Genomic DNA, 21,775 nt, shown 5'->3' with positions numbered 1-21,775 from the left:
GTCACCGCGCGGCCGGCGCCGGAATGCTGCCGGTGGTTTCCGGCGCAGACGGCGTCAGCATGGCGCCGATCGGATCGGCGGCCGCGGGCGCTACCGCGGGCGGCCGCGGCGGCAGGTTGTCGAAGGTGTCGATCTGGTTCGACTGCATCGGCTGCAGCTTGAGGTGCCGCTCGGCCAGGTCCTGGATGCGGCCGGGTGTCTCGAGCTCCGCCCATTCGGCGCGCAGCGAGGCGATGGCATTACGCTGCTTGCGGATCTCAAGATGCATCTTGGCGACGCGCTCGGCCTGCAGCGTCGAGTCGAACTTGATCTTGTAGACGTAGGTCGCCGCGACGATCAGCGCGGCGATGACCAGGATGTTGAGGAGCCGCATGTCAGCGCCCCCTCACGACGTCGTCGAGCGAAGGCAGGCGCGGCAGCAGCGCGGCGGCATCATCGCGGTGAGCCGGCGCATCGGTGCGCTCGCCGGCGCGCAGCTTGGCCGAGCGGGCGCGCGGATTGCGCGCGATCTCGTCGTCGTCGGCAATGACCGGACGCTTGGTCAGCACCGTGAAGCTCGGCGCCGCGCGCTTGACTTCCGGCGCATGGCGCGAGCCGCCACGCGTTTCGCTGCGTGCGGCGAGGAAGGATTTGACGATGCGGTCTTCGAGCGAGTGGAACGAGACCACCGCCAGCCGGCCGCCCGGCTTGAGCACCTGTTCGGCGGCGACGAGCGCGTTCGCCAGTTCGCCGAGCTCGTCGTTGACGAAGATGCGCAGCGCCTGGAACGTGCGTGTCGCCGGATGAATCTCGTGCGGCTTGGCGCGCACCACCGAGGCGACGATGTCGGCGAGTGCGCGCGTCGTCGTAATCGGCGCCTCGCCGCGCGCCTTGACGATGGCGCGGGCGATGCCGCGCGAGAAACGTTCTTCGCCGAGGATATAGATGATGTTGGCGAGGTCGCGTTCCGACGCGGCGTTGACCACGTCGGCGGCGCTCGCACCCTCGCCGCTCATGCGCATATCGAGCGGGCCGTCGTTGCGGAACGAGAAGCCGCGCTCAGCCTGATCGAGCTGCATCGACGAGACACCGACGTCGAGCACGATGCCGTCGACCTGTTCGAAGCCGCAGTCGCGCGCGGCCGCGGCGAGATTGGAGAAGCGGTCCTCGACCAGAGTGAGCCGGCCGCCGGCCTCTGCGACGAGACCGGCGCCGAGCGCGAGCGCGGCCGGATCGCGATCGATGCCGATCACCTTAGAGTTCGCAGCTTGCAGAATGGCGCGGGAATAGCCGCCGGCGCCGAAGGTGCCGTCGATATAGACGCCGCCGTCATGCACGTTGAGCAGCGCGAGCGCCGGAGTCCCGAGCACGGGAATGTGGAGGGCTGGTCCGCCAGCGACAGCAGAGCTGCCGCCGCCCGCCGTCATTCCCGTGCTCCTGGGGCGTCTCGTGCCGCCATCGGAGAACCCAGATCGGCCTTGAGCGCGCGCACCTTTTGGGTGGCCTCCGCGAGCTCGTTCTGGAACCGGCCGGGCTCCCAGATCTGAAACTTGTGACCCAGACCGACGAACGTCACCGCGTCCGCGATCCCCGCATGGCGCTTCAAACTCTCGCTCAGCGCAACGCGTCCCTCGCCATCGACCTTCAGCGTCTCGCTGGTGCCGTAGAGCGCGAGCGACAGTTGCTCCCGCGCCTCCGAGAACGGCGTGTATTGCCCGATCAACGCCTCGATCTCCGCCATCAGCGCATTCCCGCCGGCGTCGATCGCGGGGCGATCCAACGCCGGATAGCAGTAGAGGCCGGCATAGCCGTCGCGGCCGAGCACCGAGCGAAATGAAGCGGGGATCGATACGCGTCCCTTGGAGTCGAGCCGCAACGTGACGTTCGACACGAAGCGGTCCATGACCCGCACCCCACGCGCACCGGAGATCGGCCGGGATCGTCACGCCGGCTGGATCCCTGCGGACGGACCCACCTCGGTCGCTGATCCGGAGCGCCGCTCCGGGGTCCGACATCCGCAATGACAATTCGTGGGATACCATGGGATATTATGGGCGTCAATGGAACGAGCCACCCGCCAGCCCCTCGTCCGGCCGGCGAAGCAGCCCCCCGCGTTCCCGCATTAAGCAGCGCTTAAACTTAAGGATTTCTTGCCGGACAGGGCGTAACCGGTTCCGCGGCCATGGATTTTTCGCGCCGGAGCGTCCGGCGGCGGAACGCGCGCGGCGAATTCGTCGTTTCGACGTGATCGGGGGTCATGATCCGGCCATGGACGAATCGCGTATGAAGCCCACCCTCGCTGCGGCGTCGCCCGCGCGAAGCGTCCGACCCTCGTCCAGTGTGCGTGCCGCAATGCCTCAGCCCCGAACCGACGCCGCGCCGCTGTTCGGGCCCACGCCCTTCGAACCGGACTCCTACATGGTGGCCGACGTCGTCCCCTCGCCCAATTTCGACGACCGCAAGGGCGGCCCGGCCGACATTCTGCTCCTGCACTATACCGGCATGCGCACCGGCGACTCCGCGCTCGAGCGCCTCACCTCGACCGAAAGCAAGGTGTCGTCGCATTACGTGGTGTTCGAGGACGGCCGCATCGTCCAGTGCGTGCCGGAAGACAAGCGCGCCTGGCACGCCGGCGTCTCATTCTGGGCGGGCGAGACCGACATCAACTCGCGCTCGGTCGGCATCGAGATCGTCAATCCGGGCCACGAGTTCGGCTACACCGACTTCCCGCGACGGCAGACGGCGGCGGTCATCACGCTGTGCAAGTCGATCCTCAAGCGGCACCCCGGGATCGTGCCCGAGCGCGTCCTCGCGCATTCCGACGTGGCGCCCGCGCGCAAGCAGGATCCGGGCGAGAAATTCCCCTGGGAGTTGCTCGCCGACTCGGGCGTGGGCCACTGGGTGCGCGCGGCGCCGCTCGATGTGCCCGGCATGACGCTGATGACGGGCTACACCGGCGAGGCGGTCGGCCGGCTGCAGCGGCTCCTGAAGACCTACGGCTACGGCATCGACGAGAGCGGCCACTACGACGAGACGACGCGCGACGTCGTCGCCGCCTTCCAGCGCCATTTTCGTCAGGCGCGCGTCGACGGCGTCGCCGATCCGTCGACGCTGATGACGCTGCGCGCGCTGATCGAGACGCGGCCGAAGCCGTTTGGCGCACCGCGCTGACCCACGCACGGCAGCGCAATACCGCATCGCGCCTCCCGTCGCCGCCGTTAACCTGACGCTAACCATGAGCTGGGCAAATCTTGCCGGGGCAGGCGCGATGAACGTCGCGCGGTCGTGGGAAGATACCGGTGCAAGGTTTTTTCGATTTCGTGAAGTCGATGGGTGCGCCGCGTCTAGCCGCTATGGGCGCGGTCACGCTCGCGCTCATCGGCTTCTTCGCGTTCCTGATAGTCCGGATGACGACCCCGCAGATGGTGCCGTTGTTCACCGATCTGGCGCTCGCCGACTCCGCCTCGATCGTGAAGGACCTCGACCGGCAGGCGATCACCTATCAGCTCAAGAATGACGGCGCGATCATCCTCGTTCCGAAGGAACAGGTCGCGCGCCTGCGCATGAAGCTCGCCGAGGACGGGCTGCCGAAGGGCGGCGGCGTCGGCTACGAGATCTTCGACAAGTCGGACGCGCTCGGCGCCACCACGTTCATCCAGAACATCAACAAGCTGCGCGCACTCGAGGGCGAGCTCTCCCGCACCATCCGCACCATCGACGGCGTCGAGGGCGCGCGCGTGCACCTCGTGCTGCCGGACCGGCCACTGTTCTCGCGCGACAAGATCGAGGCCTCGGCCTCTATCGTGCTGAAGGTGCGCGGCAGCCTGGCGGCCGGCCAGGTTCGCGCCATCCGCCATCTCGTCGCCAGCGCGGTGAACGGCCTCAAGCCCGACCACATTTCGGTGGTCGACGAAACAGGCCGTCTGCTCGCCGACGGCGCCGGCTCCGACAATCCGTTCGCCGCCGGCAACGGCGACGAGCGCCAGCTCGCCTACGAGAACCGTTTGCGCCAGCAGGTCGAGAGCATCGTCGATTCGGTCGTCGGTCCCGGCCATGCGCGCGTGCAGGTCAACGCCGAGTTCGATCTCAACCGCATCACTCAGACCTCCGACAAGTTCGACCCCGACAGCAAAGTCGTGCGCTCGAGCCAGACGCGCGAGGAATCCTCCTCCAACGGCGGCAGCGGCGGCCCGGTGTCGGTGAGCAACGAATTGCCCGGTACAGGCGCGGGCGCCGACAACGGCAATGGCGGCGGCAACCGCGATCGCGACCACAAGACCGAGGAAACGGTCAATTACGAGATCTCGCGCACGACCAAGACGGAGGTCACCGAAGCGGGCCGGCTCAAGCGCGTATCCGCCGCGGTGCTGGTCGACGGCATCTACACCAAGGACGCCAAGGGCAACATGGTGTACCAGCCGCGCTCGAAGGAAGAGATCGACCGCATCGCCGCGCTGGTGCGCACCGCGATCGGTTTCGACGCTAAGCGCGGCGATCAGATCGAGGTCGCCAACCTGCGGTTCGCCGAGCCGACTCCGGAGCCGATCGAGAAGCCGACCGGCTGGATGAGCTATTTCAACTTCACCAAGGACGACATCATGAGCGGCGCCGAGATGGGCGTGATGGCGCTGCTCGGCATCCTCGTGATGTTCATGGTGGTGCGTCCGCTCGTGCGCCGCATCGTCGCGCCCGACGAGAACCCTGCCGCCCGCGGTTCGCGTACCGCCGTTGCGCTCGGTCCCGGCGGCATCCTGGTCGACGCGCGCGGCCAGCCGCTCACAGACGCCAATGGGCAGCCGATCGTGCCGGGCAGCGGCATGACGATTTCCGGCCCCGGCGGCGGCAGCATTACCGCAGGCGCCGGGCCGAACGTCTCCCTCGTCGGCGCCGACGAGCAGGTCAACATCTCCAATCGCACGTCGGCGATGATCGACATCGCCAAGGTGCAGGGACAAGTGCACGCGCAATCGGTCGAAAAGGTCGGCGAACTCGCCGAGAAGAACCCGCACGAGGCCGTGTCGATCATCCGCAACTGGCTGCACGAGGAAGCTGCCTAAGCCATGCCGTCCGCCTACGCCGACCTCAAAAAAGATCAGAACGCGACGGGCGTCCGCGAGGATATCGGCGGGCTGATGGCCGAGCTCGCGAGCCGGCCGCAGGTCGCCGCCGCGCGCCGCAAACTGACCGGCCCGGAGCGCGCCGCGGTGCTGATGCTGGCGCTGGGTGAGCGCTACGGCGGCAAGATCTTCAGCCTGCTCGACGACGACGAATTGCGCGAGATTTCGGTCGTGATGTCGTCGCTCGGCACCATCGAGTCGGAAACGGTCGAGCAACTGCTGCTCGAATTCGTCGGCCGCATGTCGGCGTCCGGCTCGCTGCTCGGCAACTACGACGCCACCGAGCGTCTGCTGCAGCAGTACCTGCCATCCGACCGCGTCCACACGATCATGGACGACATCCGCGGTCCGGCTGGCCGCAATATGTGGGAAAAGCTCGCCAACGTGCAGGAAGAGGTGCTGGCGAACTATCTCAAGAACGAATACCCGCAGACGGTCGCGGTGGTGCTTTCCAAGCTGCGCGCCGAGCACGCCGCGCGCGTGCTGTCGATCCTGCCCGAGGACCTCTCGCTCGACGTCGTCTCACGCATGCTGCGCATGGAATCGGTGCAGAAAGACGTGATCGAGCGCGTCGAGCAGACCCTGCGCACCGAGTTCATGTACAACCTGTCGCAGAAGCGCCGCCGCGACGCGCATGAGGTCATGGCGGAGATCTTCAACAATTTCGACCGCCACACCGAGCAGCGTTTCCTGACCGCGCTCGAGCAGTCGAATCGCGACGCGGCCGAGCGCATCAAGGCGCTGATGTTCACCTTCGACGACCTGACCAAGCTCGACGCCGCCTCGGCGCAGACCCTCCTACGCAACATCGACAAGGACAAGCTCGCCATCGCGCTCAAGGGCGCCTCCGAGCCGGTGCGCCAGTTCTTCTTCGGCGCGATGTCGACCCGCGCCGCCAAGATGCTGGTCGACGACATGCAGGCGATGGGCGCGGTGCGGCTGCGCGACGTCGACGAGGCGCAGGCGCTGCTCGTCAACAAGGCAAAGGACATGGCGGCCAAGGGCGAGATCCTGATCGCCAAGAACCGCAGCGACGAAGAGTTGGTGTACTGAAATGAAGACGGCGGCGAAATATCTGTTCGACGAAGATTTCGCAAGCGGCGAGAAGCCGACCATCACCTTGGTCGAGGCCGAGCGCCGTCGCGTCGACGCCGAATCCGTCGCCTATCGCAACGGCTTTGCCGCCGGCCAGGCGCAAGCGCAAAGCGAGATCGCGCAAAACACGGCCAGCGCGCTGGCAGTCATCGCCGATGGGCTCGATCGCATCCACCGCGCGCTCGGCGAGGTCGAAACGCGACTGGAGACCGAGGCTGTCGAAGTCGCCGTCGCCGTTGCCGGCAAACTGGCGCCGGAATTGATCGCGCGCGAGCCTTTCGCCGAGATCTCCGCGCTCGCCACCGAATGCTTCCGCCACCTGGTGAAGACGCCGCACGTGTCCGTGCGCATCAGCGCCGATCTCTACGCGGCCGGCAAGGACAAGCTCGAGGAGATCGCGCAGGCGCGCGGTTTCGAAGGCCGCCTGGTGGTGCAGCCTGACGCGGCGCTCGCGCCCGGCGACTGCCGCATCGAATGGAGCGAAGGCGGCGTGAACCGCGACCGGGCGGCGATGCTCGCCGTCGTCGACGACGTGGTCGCCCGCTACGTCGCGGCGCGCACCGCAACGGCGCATTGAGGATCGCAGGAGACGCGAGATGAGTGACGAGACAAAAGTTCCGCTCCCCGACCTCGAGAACGGCGGCATCCCGACGGTCAGCGACGCCGGCGCGCTGGCGCCGGACAACGAGCCGACGACGCGCGGCGCCGCCGACCTGGAAGCAGTGTTCGACGTGCCCGTGCAGGTGTCGGCGGTGCTCGGCCGCGCGCGCATGGAAGTCGGCGAACTGTTGCGGCTCGGTCCCGGCACGGTGCTCGAGCTCGACCGCAAGGTCGGCGAGGCGATCGACATCTACGTGAACAACCGCCTGGTGGCGCGTGGTGAAGTCGTCCTCGTCGAGGAAAAGCTCGGCGTGACCATGACGGAAATCATCAAGGCGGACCGGTGATGAGGCAGTGCCCCGCCCCATTCTCAGCCGTCACGCCCGGGCTCGTCCCGGTCATGCCGCGGGAGTGGCCGGTGCGATTGCAGGATAAAGGAAGACTGACATGCGCCTCTTGATCATCGGCTCGCTCGGTGGCCAGCTCACCACGGCGACCAAGATCGCGATGGACACGGGCGCGAGCGTCACGCACGCCGAGAGCAACGAACAGGCGCTCGCCGTGCTGCGCTCGGGCCGCGGCGCCGATCTCCTGTTCGTCGACGTCAGCCTCGACATCCGCGATCTGGTCGCGCGGCTCGACGCCGAGCGCATCCACGTGCCGATCGTTGCCTGCGGCGTCACCAACGACGCGCGCGCCGCGGTGCGCGCCATCCACGCCGGGGCCAAAGAGTACATTCCGCTGCCGCCCGATCCGGAGCTGATCGCGGCGGTGCTCGCCGCCGTCGCCGACGACGTGCGCGACATGATCTATCGCGACGACGCCATGGCGCGCGTCGTCAAGCTGGCGCAGCAGATCGCCGGGTCGGAAGCGTCCGTGATGATCACCGGCGAGAGCGGCACCGGCAAGGAAGTGCTGGCGCGCTTCGTGCATTCGCGGTCGCAGCGCGCCAAGAAGCCGTTCATCAGCGTCAACTGCGCGGCGATCCCCGAGAACCTGCTCGAATCGGAGCTGTTCGGCCACGAGAAGGGCGCCTTCACCGGCGCGCTCGCCCGCCGCATCGGCAAGTTCGAAGAGGCGAACGGCGGCACGCTGCTGCTCGACGAGATTTCCGAGATGGACGTGCGCCTGCAGGCCAAACTTCTGCGCGCCATCCAGGAGCGCGTCATCGATCGCGTCGGCGGCAACCGGCCGGTGCCGGTCGACATCCGCATCATCGCCACCTCCAACCGCAACCTGACCGAGGCCGTGCGCGCCGGCACCTTCCGCGAGGACCTGCTGTTCCGCCTGAACGTGGTCAATCTGAAGATCCCGGCGCTGCGCGAGCGGCCTGCCGACATCGGCGAACTGGCGCAGCATTTCATCAAGAAATATTCGGCGACGAACGGGCTGCCGGTGCGCGCGCTCTCGGCGGAGGCGCGCCGCGCGCTCAGCACGCACCGCTGGCCGGGCAATGTGCGCGAGCTGGAGAACACGCTGCACCGCGCCGTGCTGCTTTCGACCGGGCCGGAGATCGGCATCGACGGCATCCTGTCGCCGGACGGCGCCCGTCTCGGCGAAGTGCGCAGCAACGACATCGCCGCCAATGCCGCCTTCGCGGCCGAGCAGGTCACGCGCAACCTCATCGGCCGCACCGTCGCCGAGGTCGAGCGCGACCTCATCCTGGAGACGCTCAAGCACTGCCTCGGCAACCGCACGCACGCCGCCAACATCCTCGGCATCTCCATTCGCACGCTGCGCAACAAGCTCAACGAATATGCAGCCGACGGCGCGCCGATCCCGCCGCCGAACGGCGGCGAGGCGATGCGCGGGGCGGCGTAAGGCGCGCGCTGCCGAATGCCCACAAAAAAAAGCCCGGCACGAAGCCGGGCTCTTTGAGGTCCAACAACCGGGTTGAGCCTTCAGGAACGGGACGTCTTGGTCTGCGCCGTGCGCTCCCTGTCTTGCGCGGTGTTGATTTCGACCGCTTTGGCCAGAAGCTCATGGCTCATGGCCTCCAGATCGACCGCCAGTTCCCGCCCGAGGCGAGCGAGCCTCGTGCAACGATCGGCGGCATCGATCAGGTATTGCTCCGTTTCGGACATAAAGGCTCCGTAGCAAGGCTCTGTAGAGGCATTTCACGCGCAGATATGAGATCGTATCGGTCGCGATCAATATTGATGATCGCGACTCACGATGCCTTCCCGCCATGCGCTCAGGTCCGAACACATGCCCGTGATCTACAAGATCTGTCCCGTCGAGCTCTGGCGCGCGGCCGAGCGCGACGGCGTCTTCCGCGGTGCGCCGGTCGATCTCGCGGACGGCTTCATCCATTTCTCGACCGCGGCGCAGGCCGTGGAAACGGCGGCGAAGCACTTCGCCGGGCAGTCCGATCTCCTGCTCGTGCGCGTGCACGCCGAGAAACTGGGCGACGCTCTGAAATGGGAGCCGTCACGCGGCGGCGCACTATTCCCGCACCTTTACGGCGTGTTGCACGTGAGCGATGTGCACAAGGTCGAGCCGTTGCCGCCCGGAAAAGACGGGAAGCACGTGTTTCCGCCGCTGGAGCCCTGAGGCATTCGCAACCCAGCTGCCCGTTCGGAACGCGCCCGAACCGACGCGGTTGTCGCTGCAATGCAACAAGAAGACGAGGGAGACATGGCGTCATTGCCCTTCGGTACCGTTCATCCGTCTGCCTTGCGTCAGGGCCTCCTGCCGCACTGGGTACCTACCGTCGCCACCCCGCGCGGCGCCCTGCGCTATCGCTGTCCGGTCGCCGGCAGCTTCGTCCTTCTCACCGATGCCGACGCGCTCGACGCGCTCGCTGGCGAAACCGCGACGCATCGTTGCTCGGCCTGCGGCGACGTGCACGTGCTCGAGCGCACGGAAGATGCCGGCGTTGCTGCGGTGAAGCCCCTCGCCTAGTCTTTCCCCCGGGCTACCGGCGCGCGCCGGTTTCAGGGGGAGGGATTCATGAAATCGTTGCTTGCAGCCGGCATGGCTGCGCTCCTGTGGAGCGCGGCCGCTTTCGCTGCCGATCCGGTCGGCTCCTATAACGTCGAGGGCGCCAATCCCGGCGGCAGCGGCAAATACCGCGGCACCGTCACGGTCGAGAAAACCGGGCAGACCTATCGCGTCGTATGGGTCGTGGGCGGCACGCGCTATATCGGCACCGGCATCGGCAACAAGGATTTCCTCGCCGTCTCCTACCGCTCGGGCAACGACACCGGGCTCGCTTTGTACGGCGCCGACGGCGGCAACTGGTCCGGCATCTGGACCTATGCCGGCGGCCGCGACGTCGCCCCGGAAGTGTGGAAGCGGCAGTAAGGCAAGGGGCACTTGGATCTGGAGGCAAACCGCGCGCTGCTCGTCGCCGCGCTGGCCCGTATCCCGGCCGGCGACCGTGCGGCCCTCCAGACGGTATACCGCCTGACCTCGGCGAAGCTTTTTGGCGTGGTGCTGCGTATCTTGGATGAACGCAGCGAGGCCGAAGACGTGTTGCAGGAAGTCTATCTCACGATCTGGCGCAAGGCGGGCGACTTCGATGCCGCCCGCGCGAGCCCGATGACGTGGCTGATCGCGATCGCGCGCAACCGCGCCATCGATCGCCTGCGCGCCGGCCGGATCGCGCGCCGCATGGAGCCGATCGAGGCCGCGACCGAGATCACCGACGGCGCGGCGAGCGCCGAAAGCGCGCTCGCGGACAGCGAGACTGCGGCGAGACTGGCCGGCTGCCTCGATACGCTTGCCGCGCACGAGCGCACGGCGCTGCGCGGCGCCTTCTTCGACGGCAATACCTACGAGGAACTCGCCCAGCGCATGGCGGTGCCGCTCGGCACGATGAAGAGCTGGATCAGGCGGGCGATGATCAAATTGAAGGCGTGCCTGGAGCCAGGGGACCCGTGAGCGACCCGATCGACCATAGCCCTCTGCCCGAGGACGAGTTCCTCGCCGCCGAATATGCGCTCGGCGTGCTCGGCGCCGCCGAGCGGCAGACTGCCGCGCGTCGCGTCGCGCGCGAGCGCGCGTTTGCCGCGATGGTCGCGGCATGGAACCAGCGGCTGGCGCCGTGGGCCGGAGAAATCGCCGAAGTCGCACCGCCGCCGCAGGTCTGGGAGCGGATCGCCGCGTCGCTGCCGCAAGCGGCTGCGCGTGCGGGCCTCTGGCAGAGCCTCGCCTTCTGGCGCATCTTCGCGCTCGCCAGCGTGCTCGCCGCCGCCTGCCTCGCCATCGTGATCTATCTCGGCGCGGCGCGGCCGGGCGAATCCTTGGTCGCGGCTATCGAAGGCGGCGGCCAGCGCAGCTTCGTCGCCACGGTCGACGTCAGGCGCGGCACCATTGCCGTCGTGCCGGCCGCTTTCACAGGCGACGCGACACGCGTGCCCGAACTTTGGCTGATCCCGCCGGGCGGCAAGCCGTTGCCGGTCGGCTTGTTGAAGGGCGACAAGCCGGTCGTCATCGCGATTCCCGCGGCTCTCGTCGCACGCACCGCAAGCGGCGCGACGCTCGCCGTCTCGCTCGAACCGCCGGGCGGCTCGCCGACCGGCGCGCCGACCGGTCCGGTGATCGGCGCCGGCAAGCTCACGGCCCTGTGATCGCAACGCGCGCATCCGCGCGGGAAGAGGCTCCGTAGCTCCCGATGTCCTCGCCACGGGGACAGAACAACAGGGAGCACCCCATGAATCGTCTGACCTCATTCGCCTTCGCCGGCGCCGCCGCGCTGAGCCTGGCTTTCGGCGCCACGGCGCTGCCCAGCTTCGCCAAGGAACCGACCAAGATGGTCGGCGGAGCGCCGATGTATCCGTCGAAGAACATCGTCGAGAACGCGATCCACTCGAAGGACCACACCACCCTCGTCGCCGCGGTGAAAGCCGCCGGCCTCGTGCCGACCCTGGAATCGAAGGGTCCGTTCACGGTCTTCGCGCCGACCAACGAGGCCTTCAAGAAGCTGCCAGCGGGCACCGTCGACACGCTGCTCAAGCCCGAGAACAAGGACAAGCTCAAGAGCATCCTCACCTATCACGTCGTCCCCGGCCGCATCACGGCGAAGGAACTGATGGAGAAGGTGAAGGCCGGCAACGGCAAGGCCGAACTCAAGACCGTCGAAGGCGAGCCGCTGACCTTCGAGATGAAGGACGGGCACCTGTGGGTCATGGACGTCAAGGGCGACACCGCCGAGGTGACCATCGCCAACGTCATGCAGTCGAACGGCGTCATCCACGTCATCAACACCGTGCTGTTGCCGGGCTGATCCGCGCCGCCGCCACACCGAGCCCGCCGCGCGCGCCGCGGCGGGCTTTTCGCTCGCCCGGACGGTTCCCGTTAACCTCCCGCTAACCATGAAGTGGGCAAATATTACCCAGGGGTGGGGTCATCATTGCGCACGGAGCCGTCCGGCTCCGGCCTCTCATTTGATGACGTCCGTATTTTGCGCGCGTCCGCACCGCTCGGGATCTGGCGGCTATTAGGGAAGCATGAGCGACATCACGGCCGCGCCGACGTCTGCGACCGGCGGTATCAAGCTCCCGGGCCTCGGCGAGATCGGCGCCTTCCTCAAGCGCGGCGACATCGCGCTCGCCGTCGGCGTGCTCACCATCCTGGTGGTGCTGATCCTGCCGCTGCCGCCGCTGCTGCTGGACTTCGCGCTCGCTATCTCGATCATCTTCTCGGTGCTGATCCTGATGACGGCGCTGTTCATCCAGACGCCGCTCGAGTTCTCCTCCTTTCCGACCGTGCTGCTGATCGCGACCATGCTGCGGCTGGCGCTCAACCTCGCCTCGACCCGCCTGATCCTCGCGCACGGACACGAAGGCACCGACGCCGCCGGCCACGTCATCCAGGCGTTCGGCAACTTCGTGATGAGCGGCAACTTCGTCATCGGCATTATCGTCTTCATCATCCTGGTGATCGTGAACTTCGTCGTCATCACCAAGGGCTCGGGACGCATCGCCGAGGTCGCCGCCCGCTTTCACCTCGACGCCATGCCGGGCAAGCAGATGGCGATCGACGCCGAATTGTCGACCGGCGCCATCGACGACAAGGAGGCGCGCCGCCGCCGGCAGAAGCTCGAGGACGAAGGCGGCTTCTTCGGCGCCATGGACGGTGCCTCCAAGTTCGTGCGCGGCGACGCCATCGCCGGCCTGCTGGTGACCTTCATCAACGTCATCGGCGGCATGATTATCGGCATCGCGCAGCAGGGCCTGACGTTCTCCGACGCGGCGCACTCCTACACGATCCTCACCGTCGGCGACGGCCTCGTCACGCAGGTGCCGGCGCTGATCGTGTCGACCGCGGCCGGCCTGCTCGTGTCGAAGGCCGGCGTCTCCGGCTCCGCCGACAAGGCGCTGCTGCGGCAGTTCTCCGGCTATCCGAAAGCGCTCGGCATGGCCGGCGGCGTCATGCTGGTGATGGCGCTCCTGCCCGGCATCCCGATGATCCCGTTCCTGGCGCTCGGCGGCGGCGCCGTCTCGCTCGCCTTCATCGCCGACAGGCGCAACAAGCTCACCGCGACGGAGACGAAGGCGGAAGAGGCCAAGGCGACCGAGCCGAAGGAAGAGCCGATCTCCGCAGCGCTGAAGATCGACGATCTCAAGGTGGAGATCGGCTACAGCCTGCTGCCGCTGGTCAACGCCCCGGACGGCACCGACCGCCTGACCGAGCAGATCAAGGCCTTGCGGCGCTCTTTGGCCGCCGAGATGGGCTTCGTCATGCCAGCGGTGCGCATCGTCGACAACGTGCAGCTCGACGCCAACGCCTACGTCATCCGCATCAAGGAAGTGGAGGCCGGCACCGGCAAGGTCTGGGCGGGCCAATACATGGTCATGGACCCGTCGGGCGGCCAGGTGAAGCTCCCGGGCACGCACACCACGGAGCCAACCTTCGGCCTGCCGGCGACCTGGATCGACGCGTCGCTCAAGGAAGAGGCGTCGATGCAGGGTTACACCGTGGTCGACGCCGCGACCGTGCTGTCGACGCATCTGACCGAATTGCTCAAGGGCAACATGTCGGAGCTGTTGTCCTATGGCGAGGTGCAGAAGCTTCTGAAGGAGCTGCCGAAGGAGCAAACGGAGCTGTTGAAGGAGATCGTGCCGTCGCAGATCACCACCTCCGGCCTTCAGCGCGTTCTGCAGTTGCTGCTCACCGAGCGTGTCTCGATCCGCGATCTCGCCACCATCCTGGAAGGCGTCGCCGAGGGCATCACCGGCTCGCGCAATCCGATGACTCTGACCGAGCACGTGCGCCAGCGGCTGTCGCGACAAATCTGCGCGCAGCACATGAGCCCGTCCGGCTATCTGCCGCTGATCCCGCTATCGGCGGCATGGGAACAGTCCTTCGCCGAATCCCTGATCGGCCAGGGCGACGACCGCCAGCTGGCGATGCAGCCCTCGAAGTTGACGGAGTTCATCACGCTCGTGCGCGAGCGCTTCGAACAGGCCGCGCGTGAGGGCGAGGCGCCGGTGCTCGTCACGTCGGCCGGCATCCGGCCCTTCGTGCGCGGCATCGTCGAGCGCTTCCGCGCGCAGACCCCGGTGTTGTCGCAGGCGGAGATTCATCCGCGCTCGCGGCTGAAGACCGTGGGGAGCATCTAAGGCGCCGGCCAAGCGGCTGCCCCCTCTGCGCGTCAAGCCATCCCCGCATTCCGTCAAGCCGGCGGCTAATGCCGGTTGTTCTGGATGACGAGCTCGTTGCTGATCGCGTTGATGATCAACTGCTGCAAGAATTGATTGGCCGCGGCATTTGGCGCGCGCACGCGCGCGAGGCGCTTCCCGCGATTGGGGCCCGGTGCAAACGAAAGAGTGATCTTGTCGGTGTTTATTTCCGACAAGTTGGCCAATGCGGCAATGTTTTTGAACCGAACGAGCTGCCAACTGGGCCCGAACGCGGAGAGACTCTTCGTGACGACGAATTGGATTGAACCGCCGAAGACGGTTTGTCCGGTCTTTTCCTCGTTCAAGCCGGGAGAAGACGTGGCCATCGATACGAGATCTTTGATACCGAGCGTGCCGGCCAGATTCGTTGCGGCGGGCGGACAATCGTAGAGCTTCAGGTTGGATTTCCAGTCTTGGTATATTTGACGGGTCGACAACTGGATATTCTCGCTGAACGTATGGTCGCGCGCTTCACTCACCGAGGCGCTCCCGCCCAGGGTCACCGTCGAGGCCGCCGTCCCGAGCAAAGGCGTGACGTAGGACACGCTTGGGGCCACGCCGCCACTTTGGTTCACCTCGAGCGACAAATTGACCACGACTTCGTAATCGTTGTTCATGAGGAAAAGGCGATGGAATGACGCCGGGTCGTCGGGCCGGTCGTCGCGGACCATATCGCGTATCTCGCATTGGACACGATCGACGATGGTGCGGACCGTAGGCTGGTCATATTTGTCCCGCGGCACATCGTAGGACGGGACAGCGCATCCCGCGCATAACGTCGCGCACGCAGCCGCGACGAAGAACGATTGACGCAAGTTACCCATTGGCCCCCCCGAGCCGACCAGTTCGGTTCACCGAAACGTCAGCTAGGCTGCGCGCACTGCCCCGCCACCCATTGGAAGTTCCTGTCTTCTTTGATGGCGAGCAGCCGGCACTCTTCGCGGGTGAGGCCTTCGTGCTGCTCGTCGGGCCCCTCGCCGATAAGAGTGCAACAGCCGCGCACAGCCGCCGCAGCGAGCCGACTTTTCGCTGCAGTCGATTTTACGATCGGCTTTTTTGCTTTGCTCGTTTTCTTCGTGGCTTTCTTCGTCGTTTTCGCCATCGCAACCTCCCGCGCCGCATCGAAGCCGGCTCAATGCGTCCGTCACGATTTTATTATTCTGCCCGGACTCTTTTTATATTGCAACCTTCGCGCTATCTATCTTGATTTAAACAACTTTTGGGAGCGTCGCTGTGTGTCGGCGGCGAGGAGCGGCGCACCCGTCGTGGCCCGGAGTGCGGATAATTGTCGTCAATTCAGACGCGCAGATGTCGTCTTCCATCAATCCATGGGCGCTAGACTGACACTTCCATAGGCGCGCATCGCGCGCAGGGAGGCAGACGTGGCGATCAGCCCTATCGGCAGCGTGACGACGAGCTTCGCGATCGGCGGTGGCACGCCACAGCCGCGCGGCGCCGATGCGCTCGCCATGCTGGCGCAGTCCGGCATGCTGCGGACGCTCGATAACAGCCGCAGCGGCATCGACCGCATCAAGGCGGCTCTCACGGGGCTGCGCGACGCGCTGCAGACGGCGCGCGGCACGGCCAGCGCGGTGCCCGGCGGCACCGAGCTCACACCGATCGTCGCGCAAATCGAGCAGACGCAGGACCAGCCGACCTTCGTCACCGTCAATGGCCAGCCAGTACAGAACGGCACGATCACCGTGTCGCTCGGCACCCGGCCGGTCGTCGTCGGCTACGAGGCCGGCAATCGCCCCTCGCTCGCGGTGCACGACGCGGTCCGCGCTCTCGCCTCGAGCGTGGCGCAGGTGGTCGCCACCGTCGGCGGCGCCACGCGCGGCTTCGCCTCGGATGTTTCCGCGCTGCTCAAGAGCCGCGACCTGGCCACAGCAATGAATGCGCCGGATGTGGCGTCGATCGACGCCGCGCTCGGACAGATCGATGGCGTGCTGGCGAAGGCGGACGGGCTGCGCAGCACGCTGGCGTCGCAGGCTTCGGCGACGGCGCTGGTCGATCTCGGCGGGGCGCTGCTCGCCGCGAGCGGCGACGCCCAAAGCAGGCGATAACTCTCGGAACGCAAGCGGCCGATTCCGCCTGCTTTCTGCCATGTGCCCAAAGACAAGGCAGAGAACCCGAACGCCGCTTGGCCTCGCCTCGCGAGGCAATGGTTTCACGGCGTAGCCGCTCGTCAGTCGCTTTCAACTTATTTGGAACCGCACGCTTGCCGGAATGTCCGGCGACATGGTTCGGTGGTCGCGTCCCCGATGTGGAGTTGACGCGATGCATATCTACCTTCTGACGCACGGCAAAAGCTTCGTCCGATCCCGGATTCTAGCGATAACGGTCGCCGCTGGATTGCTGGCGACCGTTACAAGTCCCACGCGCGCGCAAACGGTGCTTCGCGTCGGGCATTTCCCGAACATCACGCACGTTCAAGGCTTGATCGCGCATCATCTCACGCGCGAAGGCAAGGGCTGGTTCGAGCAGCGTCTCGGCCCGGGCGTAAAAATCGAATGGTATGTCTATAATGCCGGCCCGAGCGCGATGGAGGCGGTGTTCGCAAAATCGATCGATCTGACTTACGTGGGTCCCAACCCGGCGATCAACGCCTATTTCAAATCGAACGGAGGCGAAGGTCACATCATCGCAGGCGCAGTCAATGGCGGCTCGGCGCTCGTCGTGCAACCCGACTCGGCCCTGAAGACGGCCGCGGATTTCCGCGGCAAAAAGATCGCGACTCCGCAGTTCGGAAATACGCAAGACGTCGCCGCACGCGCGTGGCTCGTTGCCGGTGGATTGAAAATCCGCCAGACCGGTGGCGATGCGCAAGTCATTCCGACGGCCAATCCGGATCAGCTCACGCTGTTCAAAGAAAAGCAACTCGATGCCGTATGGACCGTCGAGCCGTGGGTGTCGCGGCTGGTGCATGAGGCCGGCGGCAGTATCCTGGTCGACGATCGAGACGCCATCACGACGGTGGTGGTCGCGCGCGCGGACGTCATCCAGAAGCAGCGCGATCTCGTCCGCAAGTTCGTCGCCGCCAACCGGGAGCTCACCGACTGGATCAAGGCGCATCCTTCCGAGGCGCAGCAGATGGCACTCGACGAACTCGATGCCGAAATGCACGTCAGGATGCCGCCGGAACTGGTGAAATCGTCCTGGGGCCGGATCGTCTTGACAAGCGACGTATCGCTTGATGCCCTCAAGCGCTTCATCACGAGCGCGCAGGCCGTCGGATTTCTGCGCGGTTCGCCCGACCTGTCCCGACTCGTCGAGACCCCATGAGCGCAGACCAAGACAAGCCGAAACCGGACAAATTGCTCGTCGAAGGCGTTTCCAAGTGGTTCCGCACGCCACGCGCGACGGTGCAGGCGCTCGATGACATGAACTTGCGTGTCACCGAAGGCGAGTTCGTCTGCCTCGTCGGCCCGAGCGGCTGCGGCAAGACGACGCTGCTCGACATCATGGCGGGCCTGACCAGACCCGACGAAGGCCGCGTGGTCGCCGACGGGCAGCTCGTCGAAGGCCCCGGCCGGCACCGCCTCGTGATGTTCCAGGAATCGGCGCTTTTCCCCTGGCTAACGGTGTTCGGCAACGTGATGTTCGGGCTCAAGCGCAAGCCCGGCCTGACCAATGCCGAACGCCGGGACATCGCCGACGCGCATCTGCGCCTCGTCGGCCTGGAGAAATTCAAGAAGTCGTTCGTGCACGAACTCTCGGGCGGCATGAAGCAGCGCATCGCGCTCGCCCGCTCGCTCGCCCCGGACCCGCAGGTGCTGCTGATGGACGAGCCGTTCGGCGCACTCGATGCCATCACGCGCGAGCATCTGTACCAGGATCTGCAACAGATCTGCCGCGAGCGAAAAAAGACCATCATCTTCGTCACGCACAACGTGCGCGAAGCCGTATGCCTCGGCGACCGCGTGTTCATCCTGTCGCCGAGCCCGGGCCGCATTCGCGAGGAATTCCGCATCTCACTGCCACGACCGCGCGACATCAACAGTCCGGAGCTGGCCGTCATCGCGCAGCGCATTACGCAGGCGTTGAAGTTTTATCTGGTCGGCTCGCGAGACGCCGCAGCATGAAGCGCGCCGTCGTCGTCATCGTTTTCTTCGCCGCGCTGGTGGGCATCTGGCAAGTCGCCACGATGAGCGGCCGCTGGTCGCCGGTGCTGCTGCCGCCACCGCGCGCGGTCGGCGAGTATCTGTGGGCGGCGCTGAGCGACGGCACGCTCGTCGATGCCGCGATGGTGACGCTGCGGCGACTGCTGATCGGCTATGCAATCGGGCTCGCCATCGGCCTGCCGCTCGGACTTGCAGTGAGCACCTCGCAATATCTCGAAGACACGGTCGGCGCGCTGGCACTCGGGCTGCAAACGCTGCCCAGCGTATGCTGGGTGCCGCTTGCGCTCCTGTGGTTCGGACAGACCGAGGCGGCGATGCTGTTCGTCGTGGTCATGGGCACGGTATGGTCGGTGGTGCTCGCCACCTCCGCTGGTGCACGAACGATTCCACCGATCTATGCGCGCGCGGCGCGCACGATGGGCTCGCAAGGATTCGACAAGTGGACGCGCGTCATCTTGCCGGCATCCCTGCCCTTCGTAGTTAGCGGCATGAAGCAGGGCTGGGCTTTCGCCTGGCGATCGCTGATGGCAGCGGAAATATTCGTCACCATTCTCACCGGTTTCGGTCTTGGCCACCTCCTGCAGTATGGGCGCGAGCTCAGCGCCATGGATCAGGTGATCGGGGTGATGGTGGCGATCGTTCTCATCGGCCTCGTCGCCGACAAGCTGTTGTTTTCGCCGTGGGAGCGATTCGTGCACCGGCGCTGGGGCACGGGGCTGATCTAGTGCGACGGCCAGCGACCGCGCAACACTACTCCGCCGCCTGGACCGGCAGGATGTCCGCCGCCGGCACGATCGGCGCCTCATGCGCGTGCGTGCGCGCGCGGATCACCTCGTCGCGCGCCTTCCGCGCCAGCGCCGCCTCGCCGCCCGTGGTCGCGTGATAAAGATCGAGCGCCTCGAACTCGTCGGCCTTCGGCGGCGCGATCGCGAGATCGCTGTAGGTCCAGCGGTCCTCGGCTTTGAGCGCGCGGTCGAGCATGCGCTTGCAGCGCAGATAGACGCGCGCGTACTGCACGACCTTCAGCGCCGTGCCGCCCCAGTACTTCGCGTAGAACGCCAGCGGATTTTCGATCGGCATACCGCGGCGGCGATCGCGCCGCGGCTTCAGGCGCAGCGCGCCGCCTTCGAGCGGGTGCACGCCTTCGAACAGGATCATCAGGTAGAACCAGAGGATCGTCGACAACGTCGTGCCGGGCCGGCCGAGCCTGTTGGCGCAGGTGCGGCGCAGGATCGTGTCGATGTGCTGCGGCGTATAGAAGGTCGCCCACGCGGCGCGATAGGCCTCTTCCCACTCTATGTCCGGCATCGTGCCGTGATGCGAGACGCGGTGGTTGAGGTCGTATTTGTTCATGTCGGGATCCATCCAGATCCCCTTGGCCGAGAGCACCTTGTGGTCTTCCGAGCCCGGCAGCGGTGTCAGGAAGAAGAACTCCAAAATGTCGATCGGCAGTTCGCGCTTGATGATCTCGATGTCGCGCAGGATCGACGCCTTGGTGTCGGCGGGGAAGCCGAGGATGTAGCCGGCATAGGTGATGGCGCCGTGGTTGCGCCACATCTGCAGCATCTCGCGGTATTCGGTGATCTTGTTCTGCCGCTTCTTGGCGGCGATCAGGTTGTCCGGGTTGATGTTCTCCAGCCCGATGAAGACGCGGCGCACGCCGGCGCGCGTCGCCTTCTCGATGAAGCCCGGGATCTTGTGGCAGAGGGTGTCGACCTGGATGGTGAAGCCGATGTTCATGCCCTCGCCTTCGCGCATCTGGATCATGCGGTCGAACAAGGGCTCCCAGTCCTTGTTGCGGGCAAAATTGTCGTCGGTGATGAAGAAGCGCTTGATGCCCTCGGCGAAGTTCTCGCGCACGATCTTTTCCAGATCGTCGGCGGAGCGGATGCGGCTCTTGCGCCCCTGCACGTTGATGATGGTGCAGAACGAGCACTGGTAGGGACAACCGCGGCCGAGATCGATCGACGACAGCGAGCCCGACGTGCGCTTGACGTGCTGCTTCGGCAGGAAGGGCGGCGGCTCGCCGGCGAGCTGCGGCAAGTCGTCCATATGATTGTAGAGCGGCTTGAGGCGGCCTTCGTAGGCGTCGACCAGCACCTCGTCGAGCCGTCTCTCCTCGGCTTCGCCGGCGAAGAAGGAAATGCCCATCGCCTGCGCGGCTTTGATGTCGGGCGGCAGTTCGGGAAGCATGGCGATGCAGCCGGACACGTGGAAGCCGCCGATGGCGACCGGCAGCCCGGCGTCGAGGAACGGCTGCGCCAGATCGACGGCGCGCGGGAATTGATTGGACTGTACGCCGACGAGGCCGATCAGTGCCCGGCCGCCTTCGCGGCGGATCATGTCGATGATCTTGTCGGGCCGGACGCGCCGGTTGGTCTCGTCGAAGGTGTGCAGGCGCATCTCGACGCCGGGGCCGAGGATCGCGCGGCGGCGGGCATCTTCGGCGAGGGCGTTGAGGCAGGCGAGCGTGTTGGAGGGGATCGCCGAGCGGAGCCACTGGATGGGGTAGCCGGCGTCGTCGTAATGGGTCGGCTTGACCATTACGAAGTGAAACAGGCCACCCGCTGGATGCGACATTGCCGTACGCCCCACATCAACGTTCTCACCACGGGCCGTGCAAGTCCGGGACCAAGAATGAAGCAAACGCACGCATAAGTCGAGGTTTGGCGTCAAATTAACCGCAGAACGGCGCCGAATGCCGGCCAGCGCCGAATGCCCTTCCAAATGCCCCATTTATCCCCATATACATTGCATCCATTCATCCTGGATGATTGTATCTGTGCTGGAGTTCACGATGCAGAAATTCGATTTCGAAGCCCCCGCCGAGCTGTTTCCGTCGCGGAATCGAAAGGTGGCGAGCAAGATCAAATACCGCCGTTTCGACAACGCCGCGGCCGCGATCCGCTACGCGATGGAGGAACTGCCGGAGCCGCTCCTGCTCGGCGCCTGCATCGAGATCAACGAGCGCCGGCTGGGCCACCAGGAAATCCGCGCGCTCTATACCAGCGAGTTCTATCCGCTGAAGAAGAAGCAGGCGGCTTAAGTCCCGCTCGCGACTGTAATTTCGCCATTCATCGCTGTCGAACCGCCCGCTGCCGCGGCACTTTGCGCCGGCGGTGCGGGCGGATCACACCTTTTCAACGATCCGTGATGCGCCCTCGGGAACACGTCGCCCCGCCCCTACGTTGGTAAGCGAACGATTTGAACCTTCGCCGGGGCTCGGCCGACC

The 21,775-nt window shown here is 66.1% G+C and carries 25 protein-coding genes; 18 read left to right on the top strand and 7 right to left on the bottom strand.

Annotated features, from left to right (window positions below):
- Position 1 precedes the first annotated feature (1 nt).
- Genes ftsL through mraZ form a run of 3 tightly spaced genes read right to left on the bottom strand, consistent with a single transcriptional unit; the run spans position 2 to position 1,882 of the window.
- On the bottom strand, positions 2–373 hold the full coding sequence (gene ftsL / locus VGV41_RS22395) for a cell division protein FtsL (protein ID WP_326866444.1): 372 nt from the start codon (positions 371–373) through the stop codon (positions 2–4).
- A gap of 1 nt (position 374) precedes the next feature.
- Positions 375–1,406 (bottom strand): 16S rRNA (cytosine(1402)-N(4))-methyltransferase RsmH, encoded by a 1,032-nt coding sequence (gene rsmH / locus VGV41_RS22390; RefSeq protein WP_326866443.1) that lies wholly within the window; start codon positions 1,404–1,406, stop codon positions 375–377.
- Complete coding sequence (gene mraZ / locus VGV41_RS22385; RefSeq protein ID WP_326866442.1) at positions 1,403–1,882, bottom strand: division/cell wall cluster transcriptional repressor MraZ; 480 nt, start codon at positions 1,880–1,882, stop codon at positions 1,403–1,405. The genes rsmH and mraZ overlap by 4 nt, the downstream gene beginning before the upstream one ends.
- Positions 1,883–2,331: 449 nt before the next feature.
- On the opposite strand from mraZ, the gene VGV41_RS22380 reads away from it, so the two are divergent.
- The 6 genes from VGV41_RS22380 to VGV41_RS22355 all read left to right on the top strand — a co-directional run bounded on the left by VGV41_RS22380 (position 2,332) and on the right by VGV41_RS22355 (position 8,612).
- Entirely contained in the window at positions 2,332–3,150 is an 819-nt protein-coding gene (locus VGV41_RS22380; protein ID WP_326866441.1) for an N-acetylmuramoyl-L-alanine amidase, read from the top strand.
- Positions 3,151–3,278: 128 nt separating this feature from the next.
- Complete coding sequence (gene fliF / locus VGV41_RS22375) at positions 3,279–5,036, top strand: flagellar basal-body MS-ring/collar protein FliF (protein ID WP_326866440.1); 1,758 nt, start codon at positions 3,279–3,281, stop codon at positions 5,034–5,036.
- A gap of 75 nt (positions 5,037–5,111) precedes the next feature.
- Entirely contained in the window at positions 5,112–6,149 is a 1,038-nt protein-coding gene (gene fliG, locus VGV41_RS22370) for a flagellar motor switch protein FliG (protein WP_326866511.1), read from the top strand.
- A gap of 1 nt (position 6,150) precedes the next feature.
- Positions 6,151–6,768: a FliH/SctL family protein gene (locus VGV41_RS22365; RefSeq protein WP_326866439.1), complete on the top strand. Its 618-nt coding sequence runs from the start codon at positions 6,151–6,153 to the stop codon at positions 6,766–6,768.
- A gap of 19 nt (positions 6,769–6,787) precedes the next feature.
- A complete protein-coding gene (fliN, locus tag VGV41_RS22360; RefSeq protein ID WP_326866436.1) occupies positions 6,788–7,138 on the top strand; it encodes a flagellar motor switch protein FliN in 351 nt (116 codons plus the stop codon).
- A 100-nt stretch (positions 7,139–7,238) separates the two neighbouring features.
- On the top strand, positions 7,239–8,612 hold the full coding sequence (locus VGV41_RS22355) for a sigma-54 dependent transcriptional regulator (protein WP_326866434.1): 1,374 nt from the start codon (positions 7,239–7,241) through the stop codon (positions 8,610–8,612).
- A gap of 80 nt (positions 8,613–8,692) precedes the next feature.
- On the opposite strand, the gene VGV41_RS22350 is transcribed toward VGV41_RS22355, so the two are convergent.
- Entirely contained in the window at positions 8,693–8,875 is a 183-nt protein-coding gene (locus tag VGV41_RS22350; protein WP_326866432.1) for a hypothetical protein, read from the bottom strand.
- Between the two features lie 124 nt (positions 8,876–8,999).
- On the opposite strand from VGV41_RS22350, the gene VGV41_RS22345 reads away from it, so the two are divergent.
- The 7 genes from VGV41_RS22345 to flhA all read left to right on the top strand — a co-directional run bounded on the left by VGV41_RS22345 (position 9,000) and on the right by flhA (position 14,359).
- Complete coding sequence (locus VGV41_RS22345) at positions 9,000–9,344, top strand: DUF952 domain-containing protein (RefSeq protein WP_326866430.1); 345 nt, start codon at positions 9,000–9,002, stop codon at positions 9,342–9,344.
- Between the two features lie 84 nt (positions 9,345–9,428).
- Complete coding sequence (locus VGV41_RS22340) at positions 9,429–9,695, top strand: hypothetical protein (RefSeq protein ID WP_326866428.1); 267 nt, start codon at positions 9,429–9,431, stop codon at positions 9,693–9,695.
- Positions 9,696–9,743: 48 nt separating this feature from the next.
- Positions 9,744–10,097, top strand: a complete 354-nt coding sequence (locus VGV41_RS22335; RefSeq protein WP_326866427.1) for a hypothetical protein — start codon at positions 9,744–9,746, stop codon at positions 10,095–10,097.
- 12 nt (positions 10,098–10,109) lie between these two features.
- Positions 10,110–10,676 carry a sigma-70 family RNA polymerase sigma factor gene (locus VGV41_RS22330; RefSeq protein ID WP_326866426.1) on the top strand — a complete coding sequence of 189 codons (567 nt, stop codon included), beginning with the start codon at positions 10,110–10,112 and terminating at the stop codon, positions 10,674–10,676.
- Entirely contained in the window at positions 10,673–11,365 is a 693-nt protein-coding gene (locus tag VGV41_RS22325) for an anti-sigma factor (protein ID WP_326866425.1), read from the top strand. Before VGV41_RS22330 ends, VGV41_RS22325 begins: the two co-directional genes overlap by 4 nt.
- Before the next feature lie 83 nt (positions 11,366–11,448).
- Positions 11,449–12,021, top strand: a complete 573-nt coding sequence (locus VGV41_RS22320; RefSeq protein WP_326866424.1) for a fasciclin domain-containing protein — start codon at positions 11,449–11,451, stop codon at positions 12,019–12,021.
- A 223-nt stretch (positions 12,022–12,244) separates the two neighbouring features.
- Positions 12,245–14,359 (top strand): flagellar biosynthesis protein FlhA, encoded by a 2,115-nt coding sequence (gene flhA, locus VGV41_RS22315; RefSeq protein WP_326866423.1) that lies wholly within the window; start codon positions 12,245–12,247, stop codon positions 14,357–14,359.
- Positions 14,360–14,424: 65 nt separating this feature from the next.
- On the opposite strand, the gene VGV41_RS22310 is transcribed toward flhA, so the two are convergent.
- Both VGV41_RS22310 and VGV41_RS22305 read right to left on the bottom strand, forming a co-directional pair.
- Positions 14,425–15,243, bottom strand: coding sequence for a hypothetical protein (locus VGV41_RS22310; RefSeq protein WP_326866422.1), 819 nt, complete (start codon positions 15,241–15,243; stop codon positions 14,425–14,427).
- A gap of 38 nt (positions 15,244–15,281) precedes the next feature.
- Positions 15,282–15,521: a hypothetical protein gene (locus VGV41_RS22305; protein WP_326866421.1), complete on the bottom strand. Its 240-nt coding sequence runs from the start codon at positions 15,519–15,521 to the stop codon at positions 15,282–15,284.
- Positions 15,522–15,801: 280 nt separating this feature from the next.
- Between VGV41_RS22305 and VGV41_RS22300 the strand changes: the two genes are divergently transcribed.
- From VGV41_RS22300 to VGV41_RS22285, 4 genes are all read left to right on the top strand, one after another.
- Positions 15,802–16,485, top strand: coding sequence for a hypothetical protein (locus VGV41_RS22300; RefSeq protein ID WP_326866420.1), 684 nt, complete (start codon positions 15,802–15,804; stop codon positions 16,483–16,485).
- A 163-nt stretch (positions 16,486–16,648) separates the two neighbouring features.
- The gene (locus VGV41_RS22295; RefSeq protein WP_326866419.1) at positions 16,649–17,704 is read left to right on the top strand and encodes an ABC transporter substrate-binding protein; all 1,056 of its coding nucleotides are present in this window, start codon (positions 16,649–16,651) and stop codon (positions 17,702–17,704) included.
- Positions 17,701–18,504: an ABC transporter ATP-binding protein gene (locus VGV41_RS22290; RefSeq protein ID WP_326866418.1), complete on the top strand. Its 804-nt coding sequence runs from the start codon at positions 17,701–17,703 to the stop codon at positions 18,502–18,504. The genes VGV41_RS22295 and VGV41_RS22290 overlap by 4 nt, the downstream gene beginning before the upstream one ends.
- A complete protein-coding gene (locus tag VGV41_RS22285) occupies positions 18,501–19,268 on the top strand; it encodes an ABC transporter permease (RefSeq protein WP_326866417.1) in 768 nt (255 codons plus the stop codon). The genes VGV41_RS22290 and VGV41_RS22285 overlap by 4 nt, the downstream gene beginning before the upstream one ends.
- A 25-nt stretch (positions 19,269–19,293) precedes the next feature.
- Here the strand turns inward: VGV41_RS22285 and VGV41_RS22280 are convergent, their stop codons facing one another.
- The gene (locus VGV41_RS22280; protein WP_326866416.1) at positions 19,294–21,123 is read right to left on the bottom strand and encodes a radical SAM protein; all 1,830 of its coding nucleotides are present in this window, start codon (positions 21,121–21,123) and stop codon (positions 19,294–19,296) included.
- Positions 21,124–21,340: 217 nt separating this feature from the next.
- Here VGV41_RS22280 and VGV41_RS22275 point away from each other — a divergent pair, with 217 nt between their 5' ends.
- Positions 21,341–21,589: a hypothetical protein gene (locus VGV41_RS22275; protein ID WP_326866415.1), complete on the top strand. Its 249-nt coding sequence runs from the start codon at positions 21,341–21,343 to the stop codon at positions 21,587–21,589.
- The last annotated feature ends 186 nt before the right edge of the window (positions 21,590–21,775 follow it).

The organism is Pseudolabrys sp., assembly GCF_035943735.1.
In the GTDB taxonomy this organism is placed as follows: domain Bacteria; phylum Pseudomonadota; class Alphaproteobacteria; order Rhizobiales; family Xanthobacteraceae; genus Pseudolabrys.
The sequence above is the reverse complement of the archived record's forward strand: the minus strand, read 5'-3'. Positions and strand labels throughout refer to the sequence as shown.

Bases quoted from the DNA above. Each gene is read 5' to 3' on its own strand.
- VGV41_RS22355 (WP_326866434.1), top strand. From the start codon at position 7,239: ATGCGCCTCTTGATCATCGGCTCGCTCGGTGGCCAGCTCACCACGGCG.
- fliN (WP_326866436.1), top strand. From the start codon at position 6,788: ATGAGTGACGAGACAAAAGTTCCGCTCCCCGACCTCGAGAACGGCGGC.
- VGV41_RS22295 (WP_326866419.1), top strand. From the start codon at position 16,649: ATGTCCGGCGACATGGTTCGGTGGTCGCGTCCCCGATGTGGAGTTGAC.
- VGV41_RS22340 (WP_326866428.1), top strand. From the start codon at position 9,429: ATGGCGTCATTGCCCTTCGGTACCGTTCATCCGTCTGCCTTGCGTCAG.
- VGV41_RS22380 (WP_326866441.1), top strand. From the start codon at position 2,332: ATGCCTCAGCCCCGAACCGACGCCGCGCCGCTGTTCGGGCCCACGCCC.
- mraZ (WP_326866442.1), bottom strand. From the start codon at position 1,882: ATGGACCGCTTCGTGTCGAACGTCACGTTGCGGCTCGACTCCAAGGGA.
- ftsL (WP_326866444.1), bottom strand. From the start codon at position 373: ATGCGGCTCCTCAACATCCTGGTCATCGCCGCGCTGATCGTCGCGGCG.
- VGV41_RS22290 (WP_326866418.1), top strand. From the start codon at position 17,701: ATGAGCGCAGACCAAGACAAGCCGAAACCGGACAAATTGCTCGTCGAA.
- VGV41_RS22275 (WP_326866415.1), top strand. From the start codon at position 21,341: ATGCAGAAATTCGATTTCGAAGCCCCCGCCGAGCTGTTTCCGTCGCGG.
- VGV41_RS22310 (WP_326866422.1), bottom strand. From the start codon at position 15,243: ATGGGTAACTTGCGTCAATCGTTCTTCGTCGCGGCTGCGTGCGCGACG.
- fliG (WP_326866511.1), top strand. From the start codon at position 5,112: ATGGCCGAGCTCGCGAGCCGGCCGCAGGTCGCCGCCGCGCGCCGCAAA.
- flhA (WP_326866423.1), top strand. From the start codon at position 12,245: ATGAGCGACATCACGGCCGCGCCGACGTCTGCGACCGGCGGTATCAAG.
- VGV41_RS22345 (WP_326866430.1), top strand. From the start codon at position 9,000: ATGCCCGTGATCTACAAGATCTGTCCCGTCGAGCTCTGGCGCGCGGCC.
- VGV41_RS22365 (WP_326866439.1), top strand. From the start codon at position 6,151: ATGAAGACGGCGGCGAAATATCTGTTCGACGAAGATTTCGCAAGCGGC.
- VGV41_RS22285 (WP_326866417.1), top strand. From the start codon at position 18,501: ATGAAGCGCGCCGTCGTCGTCATCGTTTTCTTCGCCGCGCTGGTGGGC.
- VGV41_RS22305 (WP_326866421.1), bottom strand. From the start codon at position 15,521: ATGGCGAAAACGACGAAGAAAGCCACGAAGAAAACGAGCAAAGCAAAA.
- VGV41_RS22320 (WP_326866424.1), top strand. From the start codon at position 11,449: ATGAATCGTCTGACCTCATTCGCCTTCGCCGGCGCCGCCGCGCTGAGC.
- rsmH (WP_326866443.1), bottom strand. From the start codon at position 1,406: ATGACGGCGGGCGGCGGCAGCTCTGCTGTCGCTGGCGGACCAGCCCTC.
- VGV41_RS22335 (WP_326866427.1), top strand. From the start codon at position 9,744: ATGAAATCGTTGCTTGCAGCCGGCATGGCTGCGCTCCTGTGGAGCGCG.
- VGV41_RS22280 (WP_326866416.1), bottom strand. From the start codon at position 21,123: ATGTCGCATCCAGCGGGTGGCCTGTTTCACTTCGTAATGGTCAAGCCG.
- VGV41_RS22350 (WP_326866432.1), bottom strand. From the start codon at position 8,875: ATGTCCGAAACGGAGCAATACCTGATCGATGCCGCCGATCGTTGCACG.